The organism is Brevibacillus sp. JB24b, from assembly GCF_051713385.1.
Classification (GTDB): Bacteria; Bacillota; Bacilli; order Brevibacillales; family Brevibacillaceae; genus Brevibacillus_B; species Brevibacillus_B laterosporus.
Map to the genome: position 1 here is coordinate 1 of NZ_JBNVQV010000002.1, position 21347 is coordinate 21347.

A 21347-nucleotide genomic window follows, 5' to 3' on the forward strand; every position below is an offset into this window, starting at 1 on the left:
AGTAACTGAGTTCTTGGGATGCGAAAGAGAAGAAAAGCAAATTGGAATTTCAGTTAACGGTTATATAGTAGGCAATACATGGCACTCTTCTATTCCTGATTTTTCCACAAGTGGTAGCGAAATGTTGCTGTTGATAGAAGAAGCAAGGAAACAAGGCCTACACTTCAAAATTACTCAGTATGAGAGTTCTTACATGGTTATTGTTGGTGAGAAATCAGGTGAAAGCTTCTCCCTTATTTGCTCTGAAAAACATGCTCGTCTACCTAAAGCAGTAGCACTAGCCTATCTAAAAGCTAAATGCGTGGACATTACTCCATATCTAGCGGGTTGCAATGACCAAAAAAACACAAGCTTATCGGAGGTAAGAGAGAATGACTAATGAAGATTTAAAATTCTTTGTAACCGGAGGAACAATTTGTTTTCATGCACTAACGTTAAGTTTACAGAAAGAAAAACCTTTCGATTATGCTCTAGGTAAAGCTCACGTATGGTTAGAAATGATCAATAATCGTCAAATGCCTGTGAAATGGTACAAACCAACTAAACAAGGTCAAAATATACGTTTTCAAACAATATCTAGTAATGCCGATAATCAAAAAGCGTTAGATGCCCTGGATGAGTATTTAAAGAAAATTCGTGATGATTTTGAATATGATATTCACTTGAAAAGGGAAAGCGTGGGTGTGTAAATGGAAAAACAAGTAGCAATTGAACCCACTTTCGAGGATATGTATGAGAGATTTAAAAAGGGAATGAACATAGCATTTGAATACTGGCGTGAAATCTTTAAAAGAATCCAGACGGTTTTTAGAGAAAATCCACTGTTTGCAGAACTTTGTCTCTCTGAGGTTAAACAAGATAGAAAAAAACAAAGACAATTATATTATCGCAAGAAGCGGAGCCAGGCGCGTAAAAAATGGAGAAAGTAACATGCGAAAGGGGATATATACATATGGAAAATAGCAGCATGCAGATCCCCTCGACAGGGGTAGAGGTCGTAATCTACGAAAATGGAGTCGTAGCTGGCAAGCATCAAATGGACCCATATAGTAAGTTATTAATTATAGTGCAAGATGATAAGCTTGCAGATACGGAGACAACAACGCGCAAGCGGTACTTAAATAAAGATAAAAAGAAGTAATTACAAATGAATAGGTAAACCTGACCGAAAAGCGGAGGGTATCAAGTCAATCCACAGGACAAGTGGGCTGCCTTGATACCCTTTTTTATTTTATCCATAGGGGGAATTTGAGAATGGAAGACCTATTGCGAAGTTATAAGCAAACCAGAAAAGAGCTAAATCGATCTTTAAAGGCTATGGATAAAGGGAATGAAACTACTGCAGATCGAGAACACTTAGCTGCTTGCATACGTGATGTAGAATATGTAATCAAGTGGATTGAAACTGGATGGGAACCAGCAGCCGTTCGCGGAATCCAGAGAAGATCAAAAGATCAACGTGAAATTCTAGTAGATCCATTTCTCATGCAAAGCTATGCAAAACATAGTAGTCCTGGTGGTTGCCGAGTTTCGGTTACAGAAGAACAAGCATCGATGATTGATATGTATTTGTCTCTCCTTAGTAATGGAGAAAGAGAGGCATACTTAATGATATATGGCGGTGGTTTATCATATGAAAAAGCAGCAGAGCTCATGTATCTATCCAAAGGAAACATTCAAACGTTAATTCAAAGAGCTAAACGAAAAATTGAACTATTTCAATCGCTTATGGCCATCTCATTGATGGTCATTTTTTATTTTGTGGTACGAAAGCCAACTATTTATAGAGGGGTAAATAATTTGACTCAGGTATCTTGTGTAGAATTGTTTTTCCGTTTAGCGATACCAAGGCTTTAAGCGGCTTTTTCGAGAGTGTTTCTTAAAGCCAAATAATTTGACAAAAACGGTGAGGAGCTGGTCGACATGCAGCGGGGATAAAAACCCCTAAAAGGGATAGCGTCAGGAAAATGCGGATTTACAACGATAAGCCTATCCCTCGATATAAATCTACTGTTTTAACAACGTTAAGATATTTGAGACAAGTTATATGAGACATTATGAAGCCTTTGTTCTCAAGATTTCACTCTTGTATCAATAGGGTTTACTCTATTGGGACGAACTGGGAAACCTTGATACACAAGACTTCTTATCCTTAACGTTGTAAAAGCGCAAAATCCTGACGCTACCCCTAAAAAAATGTAAGTGCGGGTCCTAATGTGTCCGACCGGACCGGTCGGACCACTAACGTATTTTCTGAGTAGATGGAGGGGTGAAAAACAGAAGTGAAGCAATCAGGTGATTTATCACTGGAAGAGCTCTATCAAATAGCTGATGAGCTTTGTTTAAAGTGGTGGAACGTTCGTTTTGAAGGAGATATACGTTTAGTAAAAAACAAGTGGAAGCGGATGAACGCTTATTTTGTACCAGTTAGGCGAGAAGATAATCAAACTTATATCGGGACTGTTACATTAAGCAGCTTAAAAAACGCTCAACGAACTAGAGAAGAGGTAATTAGCACTTTGTTACATGAGCTGGTTCACTGGCGCATGTGGAAGACAGGAAAGCCGTATGAAGATTATTCACCTGATTTTGTCAAAGAATGTTGGCGGGTAGGTGCTCCATTCAGCAAAACAAAAACTGCTCAACGGGCAATGAGGCTATACAAAACGTAGGGAGGAGAAGGGATGGAATATGTAGAGCCGATCCGTGATGCCGAGCAGATCAATACCATGAGAATTATCCTACGTGATAAAACTAAGCGCGACGAAGTAATGTTCGTGCTTGGTATTCGTACAGGGCTCCGGATCAGCGACATTCTGCCTCTTCTTGTCCCTGATGTTGTGGTTGGCCGTGGAAGAACAGCCAGGGTAAAAACAGAGCTCACAATAACAGAAACAAAAACAGGAAAGAAAAAAACGGTAGAGCTGCATGATGAGGTCCGGAAATTGATAAAAGAGTATCTTTTGGGAGCGAAAAACCTCGACTGGAGCGGTTTTTTGTTTCCAAGTCAAAAGCCCAATAAACATGGCCACTATTCGCACATAACTCGCCAGATGGCATGGAAAATTATGAGCGGAACGGCCAAGAAAATTGGCTTGCCGAGAATAGGCACTCATACGCTGCGTAAAACGTTTGGTTATCATGCATATATGAGCGGTGTTCCGATCGAAACAATACAGTACATCTTAAATCATGATAACAAGTATGATACCCTGCGCTACATCGGTATCACTCAGGATGAAGCCAAGCGGGTATATAGGACATTGATTTTTCAACGCGCAGCGGTAATGGAATAAGGGTGCTATTCTCGATCATTTAGGCTGAAAAAAGTAGATAATAAGAATACGAATCGTAAGCTTCACGATAAATCGTAAGAACTTTACTAATAGTTTTGTTAACAAACCAACCACTCCTTTCAATCAAAAATTTATGAAGATATCATATGGTAGATAACTTTTGATAAATTATTCGATTGATAGAGCTTTAACTAGAAATATGAGAGAGCACCATATAAGGGGCGATAAAATGGCAAAGAAGAAATGGAGAAAGTATAAGGCTCATATTACTCAAAAAGCATATGAGAGATTATCAAAACAAGTTGATGATATTTTTGAAGTGGAATTGCCTGATATACGCAAAAAGATTCAAGAAGCAACAGGAGATGAGAGGGAGAGGTTAGAAAAAGAAAAAATTGATTTGCTTAGATCCGTTCTGCGCTACAATAAACAGCGTAACTATGCACATCTAATTCCTGAATTAAATGAACAGCCACAAGTCAGCGTGCATACCAATAAGGCATTTTGTGATGTTGACACATCGTGGTATTACTTTGGAGGTTACGGGGTAAAAATTGAGTCCGAATATAAGTATTATGTAACCTTTGTGTTCAAAAGTCGATTTTCGGCCATTTTCGGCCATTATCAGAGATTAGCATTTTTTTGATAGCCAAAAACTGAATGCATATGTCCATCCATCGTGGACAAAAAGGGTCAAGGGGGTCGTGAAACACGAGCTCCTTTTTTCTCTGTTTTTCTTTGATTTTCTTATCCCTGATAAAGTAGGTGAATAGCGATGAAAGAGATAATTCCACGGCACCTGAAATGCACATTATTAATAGGATTTGTATTTGCAGCGTTAGCTTTTCTAATGGGTAAAGACGTGAGGATTGGCGAGATAGGAATTTTTACTATGATAACTGCAATGTACTTTAAATCGTTTGAGAAATAGAAAGGGGTGAAGGGAAATTAAAGTCTCACAGATAATTAAAAGCTGCTTAATAATTGCCGTTCTACTGATGCTATCCGGTTGCGGAACAAGCAGGGATTTTCTTGTAGTGAAATATAGTGCCACAGGCGAGGTGATAGATAGTTATCACTTAAAAGGTACATATTACATACCACATACCACTGAAGAAGGCGTGTGGTTCTTCGTGAGAGATGGTAAGAAAGAGCAGTTTGTTCAATTGACGGGCAATGTTGATGTGATAGAAACAACTAATCAAAATGTTGATGAAATAAAGGAAAGTCTTGGAATAAAAAAATAGATACGAGGTGATAGCTTATGAAAGCCATCGAAATGATAAAGGAACATATTGAGGAATTGGATAAAAGCATTAGTAAAACATGTCACTCTATTTCATCGGGATACAGTGTGTATGCTAGTTTAATGCATGCAAAAACAAACGCATTGAATATATTAGTTCAAGCAGAAGAGAACTACAGAGAAACGATGGATATTCAAAATGAAGTAGTAAAAATACCATATGAAAAAGGGCAGTTGATTTATAAGCAAATTGTTTCTGCAATGATGGACGATTGCGAGACATTCGCAACTATTTATTATGAAGCAGGTACAGGTGCAACCCAAGCAGCCGTCAATGCAGCAAAAGAATTTGGAGCAGTATTGATGACCTCATCGCAATTATTGAAGTGTGATCTCGTAAGAAAAACACAGATGAAATGGCTTACAGTAGGTGATCTTCACCCATTATCAAACGCACCAAGGACTTTCATTGCGGATTGTCTAACAGACTCTCAATTAAAGCAATTAAAAGAGATAGCAAGAGATCGAAAGTGCAAGATAATTGCTATCAAACGTACCAAGACGGAAACAAATTGTCATTTTGACTTTCAATAATGCCGTGAGTAACAATAAATGGTAGGTTCTTCCAGAGGGGTAGAAGGCTTGCGGGTGCTGACGACCCCAAAATCTGGCTAGATACAAAAATTTTTTGTTCATTTCGCTTCGCAATTTGTGTTTATACAAGAAAATGCATAATGATGTATAACCATTGATACAACTGCATTTGAACGTTGTAATATACAGTGAAAAAAGGGGGTGGTGAGGGTGAGTAATGCGCAATCAGGATAATAACTTTAGCGAAATGGTTTTCACGACGAAGCAACTAAGTGAGATCCTCGATCTATCTGCTCGACGCGTACAACAACTTGCGGAAGAAGGAATTTTTGTCCGTGAAAAGCGTGGGAAATATAGAGCTATTGAGAGTATGCAAAACTATATTCGCTTTTTACAAAGTAATAATTCTGATAGTGAATCAGAGGTAGATTATTACGAAGAAAAAGCCTTGCATGAGAGAGCCAAGCGCCAAAAAGCCGAGATTGAAGTTGCTCTCTTAAAGGGGCAGATGCATACGGCTGAAGCTGTAGCTGCTGTCATGAATGACATGATTGCTTCCTGTAGAGCAAAATTACTTTCTCTCCCTGCGAAAATGGCTCCTTCTTTGGTTGGAAAAGAAGATGTGGCACAAGTTAAAGAGATGATATCAAAAGAAATTAAAGATACTTTAAAAGAATTGTCAGAGTATAGTCGCGAGATATTCTTGTCGAACAGCTCGGAACATTCGCTTGGTGAAGACGATGATTCCTAAAAAAACGTTTAATCTATTTAATGTCATAGCCAAATTATGGGCGCCTCCACCTGATTTAACGGTATCTCAATGGGCAGACGCGAATAGGCGGCTTTCCCCAGAAGCATCTGCGGAACCAGGACGGTGGAACACTGATCGAGCACCTTATCAGCGTGAAATAATGGATGCAATTAATGATCCTTATGTGACCGAAATTGTAGTGAAATCTTCAGCGCAGGTAGGAAAAAGCGAATTAATCTTAAACAGTCTTGGTTATTTTATCGACCATGACCCATCACCAGTTATTTTGTTGCAACCAACTTTAGAAATGGCCCAGTCATTTTCAAAGGACAGGCTTGCACCAATGTTGCGGGATTCTCCAACACTTAAAAATAAAGTAAAAGATGTAAAAAGTCGTGACAGTGGTAACACACAATTGCACAAGCGGTTTCCAGGCGGACAAATTATCCTTGTAGGAGCGAATTCTCCAGCAGGACTAGCTAGTCGGCCTATTCGTATTGTTCTTTGCGATGAGGTTGACCGTTACCCAGCTTCAGCGGGAACGGAAGGAGATCCAGTCAAGCTTGTTACGAATCGCACGAAAAACTTTTGGAATCGTAAACACATATATGTATCAACCCCAACGATAAAAAATGCTTCGAGAATCGAAGCACTATATGAAAACAGTACAATGGAACAGTGGTGTTTAGCTTGTCCAAGTTGTAAAACATATCAACCTTTATCGTGGGGCCAAATTACATTTGATTATGATGAAAAATTTAAAAAAGCAACTAATGTTTTACATGCATGTATAGATTGCGGCTCGTTACACAATGAAGTTGAATGGAAAAATCAAAATGGAAAGTGGATTGCACGACAGAAAGGATTAGATCGAAGGGGATTCCATTTAAACGAATTGTCTAGCCCTTGGAGCAGTTGGGAATCAATTGTAAAGAACTTCAAGGAGGCAAACGAAGCTCTTAAAAAAGGCGATCATGAACAACTAAAAACATGGGTAAACACTTCACTTGGAGAGACTTGGGAAGAAAAAGGCGAACAAATGGAGGCGGATATCCTCTTAAAACGTCGTGAAATTTATTCCGCAGAAGTCCCAGAAGGAGTTAAAGTCCTTACTGCTGCTGTTGATACCCAGGATAATCGTTTCGAGATTGATGTCATAGGGTGGGGAGTTGGCTATGAATCCTGGAGAATCCAGTACCACCGTATCTATGGAGACTTAAATCAGCCGCAAGTTTGGGATGATCTGGACGAATTTTTGCTCAAAACCTGGACTGATTTAAAAGGAAACAAGTTTCCTCTTGCGATTGTTTGTATGGACTCAGGTGGCCACTTCACCAATGAGGTTTATAGATTTTGTAAGGAGCGGGCTGGCCGTCGTGTGTTTGCAATAAAAGGGGAAGATAGTGGAGATGGAACGTATAAACCTTTGATCAACGGCACATCTGAAAATAATCGATATAAAACTACAGTTGTTCGCCTTGGTGTCAGTGAAGGGAAAAACAAGGTATTAAATTATCTGGAGATTGAAGCAGGTAATCCTGGATATTGTCATTTCCCTGAAGCTGTCCAAGGAAAAGAGCGGCCCTGGAACTATAACAAGGAATACTTTGAGGGGTTAACGGCTGAATCAAAGAAAATTAGATATAAAAATGGTGTACCTTACACAGTTTGGGTAAAGACAAGAGCAAGAAATGAACCTCTTGATTTAGCTGTATACAATCGAGCGGCAATTGAGCTGCTTCAACCAGACTTAGAAAATATGCAACCGTATTGTATCGGTGAAAAAATACCAATAGGCCAGCCTAATGCAAATAACAAGAAACGTCGTCGCGGCACAAAAAGCAGTGTGTAATCTAGTAAGGGGGTGAAGGGGAATGGCACTTTACACATATGAGGTAGCAAAGAAGCATTTGGACGCATGGTTAGAATGTGAATTGGCCATATCAAGCAGTCAATCATACAGTATATCCGGAAAGACTTTGACTAGAGCTAATTTAAAAGAGGTTATGGAACAAATTCGGTACTGGCAGAATCAAGTAGATCAGATCCAGCGGGAACAGAATGGATTAAGTCCTCGTAGAAAAGTGAGGAGATATATCCCTGTTGATCTATGAGCAGATGGAATAAACTTGTTGAATTTTTTGCACCATCTGCCATCGTTAAGAGAGAACGAGCTAAGACAGAAATAGCAAAACAAAGGGCTATCAGGGAAGTTTTCAATCAAGGTTATGGAGATCACGGAGGCAGTCGCAAAAAAAAATCTCTTCAAGAATGGGTTCCGTTTGCAGGTGACGCAGAAGAAGACATCCATCAAAATTTAAAAGATTTACGTCCACGAGCTCGTGACCTTTTTATGGGCGGAGCACTGTCAAACGGTGCTATTAAAACAATGAGAACGAATGTAATCGGCACAGGATTGAAGTTAAAGCCTTCCTTTGATGCCGATTTTTTGCGTCTATCACCTGATCAAACGATGGAATTAAAGCGCCAAATTGAACGTGAATTTTCACTGTGGGCTGATTCAAAAGATTGCGATGCTGTTGGCCTACATAATTTTTATGAGTTGCAACAATTAGCATTTCTCTCTTGGATGATGAGTGGAGATGCTTTTGTGTTATTGCCGATACTTCCACGCGATCATACCCTTTATGACCTAAGAATCCGACTGCTAGAAGCTGATAGATGTAGCAATCCATTAACTTATGAGATTGATTCCAATCACAAATTAAGTAGCGGGGTTGAAGTAGATCCAGACGGCATGATAGTAGCCTATTGGTTCTCGGATAAACATCCTGGATCAACTTTTTCAACGCCTTTGAAATGGCAGCGGGTGAAAGTCGTAGGAGAAAAAAGCGGAAGAAGAAATGTACTCCATTTGATGGAAGCCGAACGTCCCGAACAAAGAAGAGGTGTCCCCATCCTAGCACCAATCATCGAATCTTTAAAGCAGTTAGAAAGATATACCGAAGCAGAGTTAATGGCTGCGGTTATTAGTGGAATGTTTACTGTTTTCATTGAATCATCAACACAAGATCATGATCAATTTGGGTTAGGCCTTCCTAATGATAACCCAACTGGAGAACCTTTACCTTCAGGAGATGGCGACGATTTACGCCTTGGAAATGGTGCGGTTCAATTTTTAGAACCTGGTGAAAAAGCGACCATTGCGAATCCAGGTAGACCTAATTCCGGCTTTGATCCATTTGTTACTTCAATTTTACGTCAAGTGGGGGCTTCTTTAGAAATCCCTTATGAATTATTGCTAAAACATTTTACTGCCTCGTATTCAGCTTCGAGAGCAGCACTTTTAGAAGCCTGGAAAATGTTTCGAATGCGTAGAGCTTGGATGGCGGCAGACTTTTGCCAACCCATCTATGAAGAATGGTTTGCAGAAGCCGTAATAAAAGGGCGCATTAATGCTCCAGGCATATTTGACGACCCTCTCTTGTTTAAAGCTTATACAAAAGCAGAATGGCATGGGCCATCACAAGGATTATTAAATCCTGTTCAAGAAGTAACCGCATCTGCTTTGAAAGTAGAACATGGATTTAGTACAAGAGAACGTGAATCTGCTGAGATTACAGGTTCAGAATATGAAAGCAATGCCAGACAGCTTTCCTATGAAAAGAAAATAAGAGAGCAATATGGACTTGCAGAAGGAGGTGAGAAAAGAAATGTCAAAAACCACGGCGATGACGACCAGGAAATCGACTCCGATTTGGAACGCGACGAAGATAGCAAATAATAGCGCAGAGCTAACCATGTACGCTCCAATTGAAGATGAAGAATCTTGGTGGTATGACTCCGTAACTCCAAAAGGGGTAATGCGGGCGCTAAACAATCTAGGGAAAATATCTGAAATTACTGTTCGAATCAACTCTAATGGTGGAAGTGCCTTTGCAGGATTAGCTATCTATCAATATTTAAAAGATCATGATGCCAAAATTATCATAAAGGTAGATGGAATAGCTGCTTCAGCGGCTTCCATTATTGCGATGGCAGGTGATGAAATCGTGATGGGTGTGGGAGCCATGTTGATGGTGCATAATCCCTGGACTGTTGCAGCAGGAGAAGCAAAAGATTTTCGAGATACAGCAGATTTTTTAGATAAGGTCAGCGAATCTCTAATATCCGTTTATCAAGAAAGAACAGGTAAAGACGAAAATGAACTTAGAGAAATGCTAAATAATACTACATGGTTGACAGCAGATGAAGCAATTTCTACGGGGTTTGCCGACAGAGTAGACCGTAAACAAAAAGTATCTGCTTCAATAAAAAACGGAATCGTTACGTTTAACGATCAAAAATTTGATTTAAGAGCTTTTGCTTCGATTCCACCTTTATTTCAAAACGGAATAGAAGATTTAGGAGCGGAACCCCAAGAAAATATACAGACGACCGAACAAGCGCTAATAAGCGTAGAAGGTGAGGGAAAGATCGTGAATAGTTTAGAAGAATTGAAAGAAAAATACCCTGATATCTATAATCAAGCTGTTACTGCCGGAGAAAAAAAGGAGCGCGAACGCATTGCTGCACTCAATGCCTTAATTGATGCACCAGGAGCGGCTCCAATTGTCGCGAAAGCCATTGATGAAGGAAAAACTGTTGGGGAAACAGCAGTGGAAATTGTAAGAGCATCCAAAGAAAGATTAACGCAAGAAGGTAGTAATCGTATTTTGGATTCACAAAACAGTGGATTGCACCAAGTACCAGCAGATAAAGCACCAGAGCCTTTAAATAATGAAGCTGTTTGTCAAGCTGAAGCCGATGCCCTAGCAGCAGAAATCAAAGCTTTAAGAGGAGGTAGTAACTAATGCCAGCCTATGAAATGAAAGGGTACGATGATTTAATTGCTGGAATGGTCGTTCCAATTGCCACAACGTCAGTTATTATAAAGTCCGGTGTTGGAACGGTTCTTTCTCGCGGGACTGTTTTAGGGGTTTTGGATCAAAATCCTGATGGCACATATATTGTAGCGCCAGTAGATTCTAAAAAGGCGGATGGACCTAAGTCTCCATTCGGTATTCTAGCAGACCAAGAGGTTGATGCTTCTATTACTGATCGTCGTGCAACAGCTTACATTACTGGAGAGTTTAATCGGGATGCATTGAAATTCGGAGGAACAGATACAATCACTACTCATGATATTGCTTTACGAGAAATTGGGATTCTTACAAAACGGGTTGTAAAATAGGGGGACTGCAAGCATGGCCATCAAAGATATTTACTCTTTTCCAACACTAATAAAGGTAGTTGGGCAACTACCACCACCAAGTATGTATATATTAAATACATTTTTCCAAGACGGTGAAACATTCGACACAGAATATGTTGAAATCCAAACTATCAAAGGGAATAAGCCCATTGCGCCGTATGTATCTGAATTGCAGCCTGGTAAAGTTATTCAGCGCACAGGTTTTACTGCTAAACAGTACAAACCTGCTTTAATTAAGCCAGCAAGACCGATTACCGCCATTGATTTAAAGGTAAGAAGTGCGGGTGAAAGCCTAATCAATCCTGATAATCCAGAAGTGCGTGCTCGTAAATTATTGGCCCGTGACATCATCGACTTGACAGATACGATTACTCGCAGATTAGTTCAACAAGCCTCTGAGCTTATTTTCACTGGTAAAGTAACACAAATTGGAGAAGGCGTTGAACAAGTAATTGAATATGACTTCACAAATTCGGTTGTACTTTCAGGAACTGATCTGTGGAGCAATCCTGCTTCAGATCCTATTAAATTTTTAGCTAGTCAACGAAAGCTTATCCTAGATGGCAACGCTCCTACTCCTAACGTTCTTCTTGCCGATTATGATGCAGCCGTTGCCTTGATGCGTCATCCAAAAATTCTGGAACTAGCAAACAATCGTGGCGTAGATGTTGGGGCGATTGATACAACGTTATTACCTGATGGTGTTACTTATCATGGACGACTTCGTGATGTTGGCCTTGACGTATTTAGTTACACTGGGACATATACAGATGATGAAGGTAAAGAGCAGCCATTTATTCCTTCTGGTTCAATTGCCCTTCTATCAACTCGTGACAAATTTTCATTCCTTTATGGGGCAAATGTAATTATGGACCCTAAAACAGAGCAATTTGTGCGTGTAATGGGTAAAATCACGCCACAATCCTGGGTAACAGTTGAACCTGCCCAACGCTGGCTGCAAATGCTATCTCGCCCTCTTGCGGTTCCTGCAAATGTTAGCGGATGGGCTGTGGCTAAAGTTCTATAAGGAGGCGAATTACATTGTCTTATACTGCGAAAATGAGAATTAGGCATAATGGCGAACAGTACGAAATTGGAGATAGCATTCCTGATTTAAAAGAAACAGAAGCAAAACGCCTTTTGGATCTCCAAGCAATCGAAACAGACGAATCAACTGAAAAACCTCAAAAAACAAATAAGGGAAGCAAACCATCCACCGATAAAGGATGAAGAAAATGAACCTAAAGGAACAAATGAAACTTGATACTCAAACTGTATTTTTTAATACAGAAGAATTTGCTGAAATCCATAACGTAGATGGCAATGATATTCCTATTGTCATTGATTCAGAAGAGCTCATACATCGTAAGGCCAATGCCGTTAATCCGGAGGATGGCATTCACGATGCAGAGCTCTTATTTTATGTCCCAAAATCCTTTTTAACCTCGCGTCCAACGGTTGACAAGATGCTGACACTAGACGGAAAGAAATACCGTACTGTTTCGGTCAGCGAAGACTTTTCAACTTATACAGTCGCATTACATCGGGCTAGATCGTGATTACCATTGATGATTCCAAGCTGCAAGAGGTTGAACGTCGATTGGGACAATACGCAAAAAAAGCACCGATTGTACTAAGTCGTGCATTAAACCGTGCTTCTGCAAACCTAAAGACAAATGCTACAAAAGAAGTGCGTGCGTCTTATATGGTTAAAGCTAGCGATGTAAAAAGTACATTTCGTGTAAGTAAATCAACCAGTAAAAATATTGCTTCATCTGTTACATCTCGTGGAACTGCACTTGGCATTGAAAAATTTAAAGTAAAACCCACAAAGAGTAAATCTTCTAAAACATTAGGTGTCCAGGTAAAAAAAGACGGTGGGATAAAGGGATTACTCAATGCCTTTGTTGCAGAGGTAAACGGCCAGAAAGTGTTTGAACGCGAAAAAGGCTCCAGGCATAAAAAGCGAAAAGATGGCAAGTGGACGCAACTTCCGATTAAACGGTTATTTGGGCCACCAGTTCCCATTATGCTTAAAAACAAAAGAATCAAAGCTACATTGGAAGCCGAATCTTCAAAAGTGTTCGATAAACGATTGGATCACGAAATAAAACGTGTGTTGGAGGGTAACTAATGTCAACACCATTTCTATTGCAAGATGCCTTGGTCAATGAGATCAAGGCGCTTTTTTCTATTATGAGCTTTAAAAATGTGAAAGGGGAAGAGACAGAACTTAATGTTTTTGCTCAGTATCTCCCTGCAAAACAAACGGATGAAGATGGTGAGTATTTCCCCTATGCAGTTGTCCGAATATTGGACGGTGGCACTCCAAGTCAAACAGAAGCAGCTACCTGCAATGTGTTAATTTACTTTGGCTTATATGATGAATCAGAAGATTTTCAAGGGCACAAGGACTTGATGAATGTATTACAAAAACTCGAAACCTATTTTTTTGAAAAAAGAATTATCGACGGGAGCTATATGATCGGATATCCCTACGATTGGTCACTTCCAGACGAACCAACCTTTCCTTATTATTTTGGCGGTGCACAGACCGTGTGGACACTACCAGCTATCCGACAGGGGGTAAATTATGGCTGAGAAAAAAGAAACAATCAAAACAAGTAAACAGAAAAAAGAGATCGATTCGATGGAACAGTTAATCTATATCGGGCCTAATATTCCAGGCGGACGATTAACCCAAAATACTGTGTTTCTGGGTGGCATTCCAGAACATTTAACCGATTTGCAAGAAAAGCATCCAGAACTTAGTGATTTATTTGTGCCAGTGACTCAATTTATTGAAGCACAAGCTCAAATAAAACGACCTGGAACAGCAGAGCACCAAGCATATCAAGCGTTGAGCAGAAAGGAGGAAAAACATGTTTAAACACGGAGTATCCACTAGTGAAGTCGCAACCTCTCTCATTTCTCCTGTTGAATCAACAGCATCGCTACCTATTGTATTTGGTACTGCACCAGTGAATTTATCAACTAAAAAAACAATGCCTGTTAATGTGCCTATTCTTTGCTACACCTTTGCTGAAGCAGTATCACATTTTGGATACTCGGATGACTGGAAAAAGAACACTTTGTGCGAGTTTATGGATTCGCATTTCCGTTTATTTGCATTGTCTCCGGTTGTCATGATTAATGTACTCGATCCAGAAAAGCATAAAAAAACGGTGGAACCATCGAGCCTAGCCATGATAAAGGGGATAGGTACAGTCAAGGTTGAAGGTATTTTATCAAAAAGTGTGATTGTACAATCTACAAATGATACCCCTATCACCTACGAGCTTAATACAGACTATACCCTCTCTTTTGACAATGACGGCCACTTAGTTATCTCTGCTAAAAAAGATGGTGCAATGAGCTCCGTCACTTCAGTGCTGGTTGGATATGACAAGCTGGCTCCAGAAGAGGTTAAATCAACAGATATCATCGGTGGGGTAGATAATAACGGAAAATTGACGGGGTTAGAATTAATCAGACAAATATTCCCTCGTTTCGGTCTTGTTCCAGGATTGATATTAGCTCCAGGTTTCTCGCAAGACCCTGTTGTCGCAGCTGTAATGACAGCAAAGGCGGCTAATATTAACAGTGTTTTTAACGCGATTGCTCTTACAGACCTTCCAACTGATAAAGTGAGTCAGTATTCAGACGCTCCAGCATGGAAAAATTTAAATAACTACACTTTACCCCGTCAAATTTCATCATGGCCTAAATTAGCTTTGGGAGATAAACAGTACCATTTTTCAACGCAATTAGCGGGTGTAATTGGGGCAACGGACGCAGCCAACAGGGGAATCCCTTATGCATCACCTTCAAACAAAGCACTAAAAGCAAATGCAGCCGTGTTAGATGATGGAACCGAAATTTTTCTTGGCGACGAGGCAAATTACCTTAACAGCCAAGGAATCGTAACGGCTTTTAACTTCGTCGGCAGTTGGAAAGCGTGGGGAAACTTTACCGGCGCTTATCCATCCATTACAGATCCAAAGGATTGCTTAATCCCTGTGAGACGTATGTTTGATTTTGTAGGCAATACCCTCATCTTGACTTATTGGCAGAAGGTGGATGCCCCTACTAATAAGCGTTTAATTGAAACAATCGTCGACAGCGTAAATATTTGGCTTAATGGTTTGGCCTCTGCGGGCTATTTATTAGGAGGACGTGTAGAATTTCGACGGGAGGACAATCCCGATACGGAGTTAATGGCCGGGCACATTCAATTCCGTGTGTTTTTGACCCCGCCTTCACCTGCGCAACACATCGAGTTTGTTCTTGAATATGACACATCCTATCTAGCTGCATTGAAGGAATAAAGGAGGAAGAACATGTTAGATCAAGTCCCTGCAATTGTAAATGACTACAGTGTTTACCTAAATGGGAACGAATATCTTGGCGCTGCCGATGTTGATTTACCAGATTTAGAGTCTATGACAGAAACAATCAACGGCGCTGGTCTGAACGGAGATCTTGATATTCCAATACTAGGTCATTATGGATCAATGACCGTGACTATTAACTGGCGTGTCTTAGAAAATGCAAACTTTAAGCTGACAAGACCAGAAGTCCATCACCTTGATTTTCGCAGTTCGATTCAAGTAATCAATAAACAAACAGGTAAATTCGATCAAGTTCCACTCAAGGTCACGATCAGGGGTATTCCAAAAAACACGACACTTGGAAGTTTTGCTGTCGGATCTACGATGGATAATTCTAATGAACTCGAAGTAGTATATATCAAAATTCTCCACAACGGTGAAACAAAATTAGAAATAGATAAATTTAATTCGATATGTGTTATTGATGGAACGGACTTTTTCGCAAAAATACGCGCAAATTTGGGAATGTAGAGGAGGAATCAATATGAATGAACAAGATAAAAAACCTGAACAAGATAAAAAACCTGAACAAAACAAAAAACCTGAACAAAACAAAAAACCTGATATTAAAGAGGATATGGTAGAAGAGGTAGATCCAAAAAAATATGTCTTAGTTAAACCAATTCAATTTGACGGGGAAACAGTAACTAGTCTGAACCTAAACTTTGATGATCTGAATGGAAAAGACTTGATTCAATGTTCTAAATTAGCACGTCGATTAGATCCTTTAGATATTAATCCTGGACGAGCATTGTCTCTCTCGTATCAAATTGCGGTAGCAGCTAAGGCTACTGGTGTGGTTCCTGATCTTATCGAGTCTCTGAAAGGTAAGGACTTTACTTATGTCACCCAGCAAGCTGAAAATTTTTTAATTCAACGGGAATAGAAGGTGATATCGGACAGGGCATCCGTGTAATAGCGGTTATCCTGTCTTCTTCTATTCCTTCCTCCAGCCCGATTGATTGGTTAAATGAAACAATCTTCGACTTAAAGGAATGGGTTATAGCTGAAGAAACGGTTCGTAAAAAAAGAGAAAAAATGAGAAAGAATCAAGCGAATACAAGTAAGTCCTCACCCCGAAGGAGGGGTAAAAGATAAATGGCTAAAGTTTATGAAACAACCTTTGAACTTGGTGGAAAAATCAGTCCAGCCTTTAATAGTGTGTTTAAGAAAGCAGAAGGTAGAATAAAAGGTATCCGTGACGATGCTAAAGAGACAGAAAGCGCATTTTCAAAGCTTTCCAAGTCAGTTAGTAACTTTGGTGGTGTGGTTTCGAAGGTCGCCCAGTTTACAGGAGCCTATGCACTTGTTACAGGTGTAGCGGATACCTTTTCAAATCTCGTTAGCTCAGTTGGTGGATTCCAGGAGTCCATGGCTCAAATACGTGCTTCTACTGGGGCAAGTAAAGAAGAGATGACGGCTTTATCTGCATCAACAAAAAATTTGTATAATCAAAACTTGGGTGAAGATTGGAATGACCTTGCTAATGCTATTAGCCTTACAAAACAGGTTACTCAAAAGCAAGGGGCAGCCCTTGAAGAAACTACCAAAAACGCTATCGTGTATCGAGATGTTTTTGGTGAAGATATTAGAGAATCGATAAAAGCCTCGGACACTATGGCCAAAAATTTTGGGATCACGAGCAGCCAGGCATTTAATCTATTGGCCCAAGGAGCTCAGAAGGGGTTAAACAAGTCTGATGAGTTACTTGATTCTGCGAATGAATACGCACCCTATTTCAATACGTTAGGATTTACCGCCAATCAAATGTTTGATACATTCAGCGCTGGACTAGAGTCTGGCGCTTTTAATTTGGACAAAGTAGGGGATGCAGTAAAAGAGTTTGGTATACGGGTTAAAGATGATTCCAAGGGCACAAACGAAGCGTTTACTAGTCTTGGATTTAATGCTGATAAGATGGCCCAAACCTTTGCGCGTGGTGGGCCGAATGCACAGAAAGCATTTACCCAGGTTGTCGCTGCTATTTCTAAGGTGAAGGACCCTGTTAAAAAGAATACTATCGGGGTTCAATTGTTCGGTACGATGTTCGAAGACCTGGAGAAAGATGTAGTTGCAGCTATGGGTAGCGCAAGAAGTCAGTTCGATATGACCAAGGGAACAATGGATGAAGTTACGTCTATCAAATATGACACCGTAGGCAAAGCTTTTCAAGGAATCGGCCGGCAACTCATGACAGAATTTATACTCCCACTTGGAGACATCGCATTGCCGTTACTTCAAGGTTTTGGCGATTGGTTTGGCAGTGCTATTCCAAAGGTAAAAAGTTTCTTTACTAGTGTTGGCAGTGCAATCGGTCAAGGATATAGCATGGTACAAGACCTGTTTACTAATGGATTTGGAATCGAAATACAAAGCAACGTGTTTAACTATGCAAAAATGTTCGGGTTCAACGACTCGGATGCATCTTCTTTTGTAACGGGTGTTCAAAATGTATTTACTAACATCATGGATTTAAAAAACGACTTTATTAACGCTTGGACAAGCCTTCTACCTGATGTCAGTAGCGTTTTTGATTCTGTTCAAAATACCGTAATGGAAGTGTTACCTGTTTTTCAATCTGTAGGAATAGGTGTTTGGGATGCAGCCACCAAAATATCAAAAGCATTCCTGCCTATTGGATTTTATCTCTCATCCAAGCTATGGCCCATCTTTTCTAAGGTCTTTGGTTTTATTGCAAATGACGTTGCTCCAGCCATCTCGCGAGGATTCTCGTCAATGTTGCCAACTTTTATAAGCGTAGCAGGTAAGATTGGTAGCACCGTATCATCTATCTTTAATGTGACTAAGCCCATTATAGATGGATTGGTTGGTGCTTTTAATTTTGCGTTCCCTGTTATTAAATCGGTCGTAGTTAGTGCTATTAACGGAGTTAGCGGGGTTTTCAACGGTTTAATGACAACACTTGGCGGTGTCTTGGACTTCATTACCGGGGTGTTCTCAGGGGATTGGGGAAAAGCCTGGCAAGGGGTCAGAGGTATTTTTGAAGGGGTATTTTCCTCATTGGGTGAATTAATCAAAGTTCCTATAAACGCAGCTATCGGAGTCATAAACGCAGCCTTACAGGGCATTAGTAGTATCTCGATCGAAATTCCTGATTGGGTTCCGGGAATGGGCGGCCAAACCTTTGGCATGAGCATACCTGAAATTCCAATGCTGGCTACAGGAGGGATTGCAACTGGCCCGACCTTGGCCATGATCGGTGAGGGAGCAGAAAGCGAAGCTGTGTTGCCTCTATCGAAACTCGATGCTCTACTCAGTTCCTCTCCATCCATGGGAGGCGGAGGCAATCAGCCAGTAAATGTCTATTTTAAAGCAGAAGTTACCATAAATGGCGGTGGGCCAGAGACGCGGGAACAGGTGAGAGCGGGCATAAATGACGCTACTGAAGACTTTCATAGACAAATGAATGATTGGAGTGCACAGAAAGCGAGGACATCCTATGCCACGTAACTATACAACCTCTCAAGGAGACATGTGGGACGCTATATCTTGGAATCTATTAGGTAGTGAATACTATATGGATCTTCTAATTACAGCTAATCCGGAACACAAGGATATAGTAGTTTTTCCAGCTAATATAAATTTGGTTATCCCTGATGTAGATACATCTCAGATACCAGAACATTTACCACCTTGGAAGTATGAGGGGGACTAGAAACTGTGACAAAAGCAAGAAGTGCAAAACTAAAAGTCATATACAAAAAAAAGGATTTGACGGTTGATTTACTCCCTCATCTGTTAAGTTGGACTTACACCGACAACCTTAGCGGCCAAGCGGATGATCTACAACTAACCCTAGAAAACGTTGATCAACTATGGAGTGGAAAGTGGCTTCCTGACCTCTCTACATCAATACAAGCAACTATTCAAAGGGATAACTGGGATAAGGATGGAGTCAAAGAGGGTTTACCACTGGGCTCTTTTGAAATCGATGAAATAGAGATTAAGTATCCACCCTCTACCGTATCGATTAAAGGAATCTCAGTTCCAGAAACTACATCATTGCGAGGCGAAAAGAAAAATAAAGCCTGGGAAAAAACGAAATTGTCCGTAATAGCCAAGGAGAAGGCAAAAAAAGCAGGTCTAAAACTATTTTTTGATACCAAAGATAACCCTAGCTATGACAGGATCGAGCAAACAGAAGAAACAGACCTAGTATTCCTGCAACGACTATGTAATGATGCTGGCTTATGCCTGAAAGTAAGCGGTACACAAATAAATATTTTCGACGAAGAAAAATACGAAAAAAGTAAACCAATTGCAACATTAAAAAGAGATAAATCCGAGCTGAAATCATATCAAGGTCGCACAAAAACAACGGGCATGTATCGAGCATGTACAGTTACCTACTTTGCACCGAAGAGTAAGAAGAAAAATACAGCTACATTTACACCACCAAAAGCTCCTAAAACGGGCAGAGTCCTTAAAATAAATGAGCGAGTAAATAGCGTAAGTGAGGCGCTACGGCTTGCCAAAAAGAAGCTACGGGAAGCAAATAGAGAAGCTACTCAAGTATCACTTAGAATGGTAGGAAATCACCGGTTTGTCGCAGGGGTTACAGTTCTATTGGATGGGTTCGGAACCTTCGATGGCAAATATATCATTACACAAGCTACCCATACGCAATCTAGTGGGTATGAAACTAGCTTAGAGCTGCGTCGCTGTTTGGAGGGATACTAATGGATTCCTTGTTAAAAAATCTAATTCGTGTAGGCCGTGTTTCGGTCGTTTATCCGGAACGCTGCACCGCAAGGGTCTTATTTGATGATCGGGATGATCTCGTTTCTTCTGAATTGCCAATGCTTGGACGTGGATCTCTATCAAATAAAGATTACTGGCTGCCAGATGTAAATGAAATGGTTTGGTGTTTATTTCTACCTACAGGAAATCAGCAGGGTGTTATCTTAGGAACGATTTTCAACAAAGAAGATCCACCACCTTCAGCTATACAAGACAAAGATAAGCGGCACTTGCTATTTGGAGATGGAACATCAATTGAGTACGACCGAAAAAGTCACACACTGACAATTGACCTTCCTAATCCGGAAGGAACCGTTGTGATTAACGGAAGGTTAATTGTGAATCAACCAGGAGGAGGATAAGATGGGGCAAATAGGGAGTTATGGAAGCCTTGTTTTCGAAGTCTCTATTGATAAGAATCGTACCCCTTCTGACATCTCGCGATCGGCTTCTGCTCGATGGACACCGCATGAACGATTTGGCCAAAAGCCACGTTCTGAATTTTTAGGGCCTAACCTTGATACGTTCGGATTTACAGTACGATTCGACGCAAGATTCGGTATGAATCCAAAGGAAGAGATGGATCAATTGCTTGATTGGTGTCGATCTGGAAAGGCTGAGACATTAATCATTGGAGGTATCCCGATCGGGCGAGATCAATGGGTGATTACAAATGTTGTGCAAAAAATGCCTGTAATTGATGGCCAAGGTCGAGTGCTTGTTGGAATAGCCGATGTGACTTTGGAAGAATACATGAGGAAATGAGGAAAGACCAGTGGAGCATGAAGTGACATTGGATGATGAAAACATCGATTTTGGAGCAACCGGATTAGATGAGATCAAACAAAATTTGCGAATGATCTGCTCTATCTTTAAAGGCAGCGTTTCACTTGATCGAGGGTTCGGCATTACCCCGTCTCTTGTGGACTATCCTATCGAAATAAGCAAGGCTCATGTAACAGCCGATATAATAGCAGCCATACAAAAATATGAGCCTCGCGTAAAAGTAACAAGGATAACCTTTACACAAGATCATCCGTCTAGTCGCCTTATTCCTCATATTCGATTTGTCTTACAAGAGGAGGTGTGACGG

Annotated in this window: 31 protein-coding genes; all 31 read left to right on the forward strand. The window is 40.4% G+C overall.

Features of this window, described 5'->3' with window-relative positions; genetic code table 11:
• Nucleotides 1-379 (forward strand): hypothetical protein (locus tag ACQV1I_RS24740; RefSeq protein ID WP_438770015.1); only part of this gene is annotated, 379 nt, incomplete at its 5' end.
• A complete protein-coding gene (locus ACQV1I_RS24745; protein ID WP_438770016.1) occupies nt 372-689 on the forward strand; it encodes a hypothetical protein in 318 nt (105 codons plus the stop codon). The genes ACQV1I_RS24740 and ACQV1I_RS24745, both read left to right, overlap by 8 nt.
• Nucleotides 690-929 carry a hypothetical protein gene (locus tag ACQV1I_RS24750; RefSeq protein ID WP_438770018.1) on the forward strand — a complete coding sequence of 80 codons (240 nt, stop codon included), beginning with the start codon at nt 690-692 and terminating at the stop codon, nt 927-929.
• Between the two features lie 23 nt (nt 930-952).
• Nucleotides 953-1141, forward strand: coding sequence for a hypothetical protein (locus tag ACQV1I_RS24755; protein WP_438770020.1), 189 nt, complete (start codon nt 953-955; stop codon nt 1139-1141).
• Nucleotides 1142-1254: 113 nt separating this feature from the next.
• Nucleotides 1255-1857: a sigma factor-like helix-turn-helix DNA-binding protein gene (locus ACQV1I_RS24760; RefSeq protein WP_438770022.1), complete on the forward strand. Its 603-nt coding sequence runs from the start codon at nt 1255-1257 to the stop codon at nt 1855-1857.
• A gap of 425 nt (nt 1858-2282) precedes the next feature.
• Nucleotides 2283-2672 (forward strand): hypothetical protein, encoded by a 390-nt coding sequence (locus tag ACQV1I_RS24765; RefSeq protein WP_438770024.1) that lies wholly within the window; start codon nt 2283-2285, stop codon nt 2670-2672.
• A gap of 12 nt (nt 2673-2684) precedes the next feature.
• Complete coding sequence (locus ACQV1I_RS24770; protein WP_438770025.1) at nt 2685-3296, forward strand: tyrosine-type recombinase/integrase; 612 nt, start codon at nt 2685-2687, stop codon at nt 3294-3296.
• Between the two features lie 229 nt (nt 3297-3525).
• Nucleotides 3526-3942 (forward strand): hypothetical protein, encoded by a 417-nt coding sequence (locus ACQV1I_RS24775; RefSeq protein WP_438770027.1) that lies wholly within the window; start codon nt 3526-3528, stop codon nt 3940-3942.
• 391 nt (nt 3943-4333) lie between these two features.
• Nucleotides 4334-4543, forward strand: coding sequence for a hypothetical protein (locus ACQV1I_RS24780; protein WP_438770029.1), 210 nt, complete (start codon nt 4334-4336; stop codon nt 4541-4543).
• Nucleotides 4544-4560: 17 nt separating this feature from the next.
• Entirely contained in the window at nt 4561-5136 is a 576-nt protein-coding gene (locus tag ACQV1I_RS24785) for a hypothetical protein (RefSeq protein WP_438770031.1), read from the forward strand.
• A gap of 217 nt (nt 5137-5353) precedes the next feature.
• On the forward strand, nt 5354-5887 hold the full coding sequence (locus ACQV1I_RS24790) for a hypothetical protein (RefSeq protein ID WP_438770032.1): 534 nt from the start codon (nt 5354-5356) through the stop codon (nt 5885-5887).
• Entirely contained in the window at nt 5877-7739 is a 1863-nt protein-coding gene (locus ACQV1I_RS24795) for a phage terminase large subunit family protein (RefSeq protein WP_438770034.1), read from the forward strand. The genes ACQV1I_RS24790 and ACQV1I_RS24795 overlap by 11 nt, the downstream gene beginning before the upstream one ends.
• A 22-nt stretch (nt 7740-7761) precedes the next feature.
• Nucleotides 7762-8001, forward strand: coding sequence for a DUF6148 family protein (locus tag ACQV1I_RS24800; RefSeq protein WP_438770036.1), 240 nt, complete (start codon nt 7762-7764; stop codon nt 7999-8001).
• Complete coding sequence (locus ACQV1I_RS24805; RefSeq protein ID WP_438770037.1) at nt 7998-9632, forward strand: phage portal protein; 1635 nt, start codon at nt 7998-8000, stop codon at nt 9630-9632. Before ACQV1I_RS24800 ends, ACQV1I_RS24805 begins: the two co-directional genes overlap by 4 nt.
• Complete coding sequence (locus tag ACQV1I_RS24810) at nt 9562-10701, forward strand: head maturation protease, ClpP-related (protein ID WP_438770038.1); 1140 nt, start codon at nt 9562-9564, stop codon at nt 10699-10701. Before ACQV1I_RS24805 ends, ACQV1I_RS24810 begins: the two co-directional genes overlap by 71 nt.
• The gene (locus ACQV1I_RS24815) at nt 10701-11081 is read left to right on the forward strand and encodes a head decoration protein (RefSeq protein ID WP_438770039.1); all 381 of its coding nucleotides are present in this window, start codon (nt 10701-10703) and stop codon (nt 11079-11081) included. Before ACQV1I_RS24810 ends, ACQV1I_RS24815 begins: the two co-directional genes overlap by 1 nt.
• Before the next feature lie 13 nt (nt 11082-11094).
• Entirely contained in the window at nt 11095-12129 is a 1035-nt protein-coding gene (locus tag ACQV1I_RS24820) for a major capsid protein (RefSeq protein ID WP_438770041.1), read from the forward strand.
• Nucleotides 12130-12143: 14 nt separating this feature from the next.
• Nucleotides 12144-12332 carry a DUF7210 family protein gene (locus tag ACQV1I_RS24825; RefSeq protein ID WP_438770043.1) on the forward strand — a complete coding sequence of 63 codons (189 nt, stop codon included), beginning with the start codon at nt 12144-12146 and terminating at the stop codon, nt 12330-12332.
• A 5-nt stretch (nt 12333-12337) separates the two neighbouring features.
• Entirely contained in the window at nt 12338-12661 is a 324-nt protein-coding gene (locus ACQV1I_RS24830; protein ID WP_438770045.1) for a hypothetical protein, read from the forward strand.
• Nucleotides 12658-13236, forward strand: a complete 579-nt coding sequence (locus ACQV1I_RS24835) for a phage tail protein (RefSeq protein WP_438770046.1) — start codon at nt 12658-12660, stop codon at nt 13234-13236. The genes ACQV1I_RS24830 and ACQV1I_RS24835 overlap by 4 nt, the downstream gene beginning before the upstream one ends.
• Nucleotides 13236-13703, forward strand: a complete 468-nt coding sequence (locus ACQV1I_RS24840) for a hypothetical protein (protein WP_438770047.1) — start codon at nt 13236-13238, stop codon at nt 13701-13703. The genes ACQV1I_RS24835 and ACQV1I_RS24840 overlap by 1 nt, the downstream gene beginning before the upstream one ends.
• Nucleotides 13696-13992, forward strand: a complete 297-nt coding sequence (locus ACQV1I_RS24845) for a hypothetical protein (protein ID WP_438770049.1) — start codon at nt 13696-13698, stop codon at nt 13990-13992. The genes ACQV1I_RS24840 and ACQV1I_RS24845 overlap by 8 nt, the downstream gene beginning before the upstream one ends.
• Nucleotides 13985-15430, forward strand: a complete 1446-nt coding sequence (locus tag ACQV1I_RS24850) for a phage tail sheath family protein (RefSeq protein ID WP_438770050.1) — start codon at nt 13985-13987, stop codon at nt 15428-15430. The genes ACQV1I_RS24845 and ACQV1I_RS24850 overlap by 8 nt, the downstream gene beginning before the upstream one ends.
• Before the next feature lie 12 nt (nt 15431-15442).
• Nucleotides 15443-15964 carry a phage major tail tube protein gene (locus ACQV1I_RS24855; protein WP_438770052.1) on the forward strand — a complete coding sequence of 174 codons (522 nt, stop codon included), beginning with the start codon at nt 15443-15445 and terminating at the stop codon, nt 15962-15964.
• A gap of 13 nt (nt 15965-15977) precedes the next feature.
• Nucleotides 15978-16379, forward strand: a complete 402-nt coding sequence (locus tag ACQV1I_RS24860; RefSeq protein WP_438770053.1) for a phage tail assembly protein — start codon at nt 15978-15980, stop codon at nt 16377-16379.
• A 212-nt stretch (nt 16380-16591) separates the two neighbouring features.
• The gene (locus ACQV1I_RS24865; protein ID WP_438770055.1) at nt 16592-18964 is read left to right on the forward strand and encodes a phage tail tape measure protein; all 2373 of its coding nucleotides are present in this window, start codon (nt 16592-16594) and stop codon (nt 18962-18964) included.
• Nucleotides 18954-19169 (forward strand): tail protein X, encoded by a 216-nt coding sequence (locus ACQV1I_RS24870; RefSeq protein ID WP_438770057.1) that lies wholly within the window; start codon nt 18954-18956, stop codon nt 19167-19169. The genes ACQV1I_RS24865 and ACQV1I_RS24870 overlap by 11 nt, the downstream gene beginning before the upstream one ends.
• Before the next feature lie 5 nt (nt 19170-19174).
• Nucleotides 19175-20194, forward strand: coding sequence for a phage late control D family protein (locus ACQV1I_RS24875; RefSeq protein ID WP_438770058.1), 1020 nt, complete (start codon nt 19175-19177; stop codon nt 20192-20194).
• Entirely contained in the window at nt 20194-20616 is a 423-nt protein-coding gene (locus tag ACQV1I_RS24880; RefSeq protein WP_438770060.1) for a phage baseplate assembly protein V, read from the forward strand. The genes ACQV1I_RS24875 and ACQV1I_RS24880 overlap by 1 nt, the downstream gene beginning before the upstream one ends.
• Nucleotide 20617: 1 nt before the next feature.
• On the forward strand, nt 20618-21019 hold the full coding sequence (locus ACQV1I_RS24885; RefSeq protein ID WP_438770061.1) for a phage tail protein: 402 nt from the start codon (nt 20618-20620) through the stop codon (nt 21017-21019).
• A 10-nt stretch (nt 21020-21029) separates the two neighbouring features.
• Nucleotides 21030-21344, forward strand: a complete 315-nt coding sequence (locus ACQV1I_RS24890) for a GPW/gp25 family protein (protein WP_438770063.1) — start codon at nt 21030-21032, stop codon at nt 21342-21344.
• Nucleotides 21345-21347 lie beyond the last annotated feature (3 nt).

Bases quoted from the DNA above. Each gene is read 5' to 3' on its own strand.
- ACQV1I_RS24820 (WP_438770041.1), top strand. From the start codon at position 11,095: ATGGCCATCAAAGATATTTACTCTTTTCCAACACTAATAAAGGTAGTT.
- ACQV1I_RS24745 (WP_438770016.1), top strand. From the start codon at position 372: ATGACTAATGAAGATTTAAAATTCTTTGTAACCGGAGGAACAATTTGT.
- ACQV1I_RS24840 (WP_438770047.1), top strand. From the start codon at position 13,236: ATGTCAACACCATTTCTATTGCAAGATGCCTTGGTCAATGAGATCAAG.
- ACQV1I_RS24850 (WP_438770050.1), top strand. From the start codon at position 13,985: ATGTTTAAACACGGAGTATCCACTAGTGAAGTCGCAACCTCTCTCATT.
- ACQV1I_RS24860 (WP_438770053.1), top strand. From the start codon at position 15,978: ATGAATGAACAAGATAAAAAACCTGAACAAGATAAAAAACCTGAACAA.
- ACQV1I_RS24845 (WP_438770049.1), top strand. From the start codon at position 13,696: ATGGCTGAGAAAAAAGAAACAATCAAAACAAGTAAACAGAAAAAAGAG.
- ACQV1I_RS24865 (WP_438770055.1), top strand. From the start codon at position 16,592: ATGGCTAAAGTTTATGAAACAACCTTTGAACTTGGTGGAAAAATCAGT.
- ACQV1I_RS24885 (WP_438770061.1), top strand. From the start codon at position 20,618: ATGGGGCAAATAGGGAGTTATGGAAGCCTTGTTTTCGAAGTCTCTATT.
- ACQV1I_RS24815 (WP_438770039.1), top strand. From the start codon at position 10,701: ATGCCAGCCTATGAAATGAAAGGGTACGATGATTTAATTGCTGGAATG.
- ACQV1I_RS24830 (WP_438770045.1), top strand. From the start codon at position 12,338: ATGAACCTAAAGGAACAAATGAAACTTGATACTCAAACTGTATTTTTT.
- ACQV1I_RS24790 (WP_438770032.1), top strand. From the start codon at position 5,354: ATGCGCAATCAGGATAATAACTTTAGCGAAATGGTTTTCACGACGAAG.
- ACQV1I_RS24870 (WP_438770057.1), top strand. From the start codon at position 18,954: ATGCCACGTAACTATACAACCTCTCAAGGAGACATGTGGGACGCTATA.
- ACQV1I_RS24810 (WP_438770038.1), top strand. From the start codon at position 9,562: ATGTCAAAAACCACGGCGATGACGACCAGGAAATCGACTCCGATTTGG.
- ACQV1I_RS24800 (WP_438770036.1), top strand. From the start codon at position 7,762: ATGGCACTTTACACATATGAGGTAGCAAAGAAGCATTTGGACGCATGG.
- ACQV1I_RS24755 (WP_438770020.1), top strand. From the start codon at position 953: ATGGAAAATAGCAGCATGCAGATCCCCTCGACAGGGGTAGAGGTCGTA.
- ACQV1I_RS24760 (WP_438770022.1), top strand. From the start codon at position 1,255: ATGGAAGACCTATTGCGAAGTTATAAGCAAACCAGAAAAGAGCTAAAT.
- ACQV1I_RS24785 (WP_438770031.1), top strand. From the start codon at position 4,561: ATGAAAGCCATCGAAATGATAAAGGAACATATTGAGGAATTGGATAAA.
- ACQV1I_RS24795 (WP_438770034.1), top strand. From the start codon at position 5,877: ATGATTCCTAAAAAAACGTTTAATCTATTTAATGTCATAGCCAAATTA.
- ACQV1I_RS24805 (WP_438770037.1), top strand. From the start codon at position 7,998: ATGAGCAGATGGAATAAACTTGTTGAATTTTTTGCACCATCTGCCATC.
- ACQV1I_RS24750 (WP_438770018.1), top strand. From the start codon at position 690: ATGGAAAAACAAGTAGCAATTGAACCCACTTTCGAGGATATGTATGAG.
- ACQV1I_RS24770 (WP_438770025.1), top strand. From the start codon at position 2,685: ATGGAATATGTAGAGCCGATCCGTGATGCCGAGCAGATCAATACCATG.
- ACQV1I_RS24775 (WP_438770027.1), top strand. From the start codon at position 3,526: ATGGCAAAGAAGAAATGGAGAAAGTATAAGGCTCATATTACTCAAAAA.
- ACQV1I_RS24855 (WP_438770052.1), top strand. From the start codon at position 15,443: ATGTTAGATCAAGTCCCTGCAATTGTAAATGACTACAGTGTTTACCTA.
- ACQV1I_RS24880 (WP_438770060.1), top strand. From the start codon at position 20,194: ATGGATTCCTTGTTAAAAAATCTAATTCGTGTAGGCCGTGTTTCGGTC.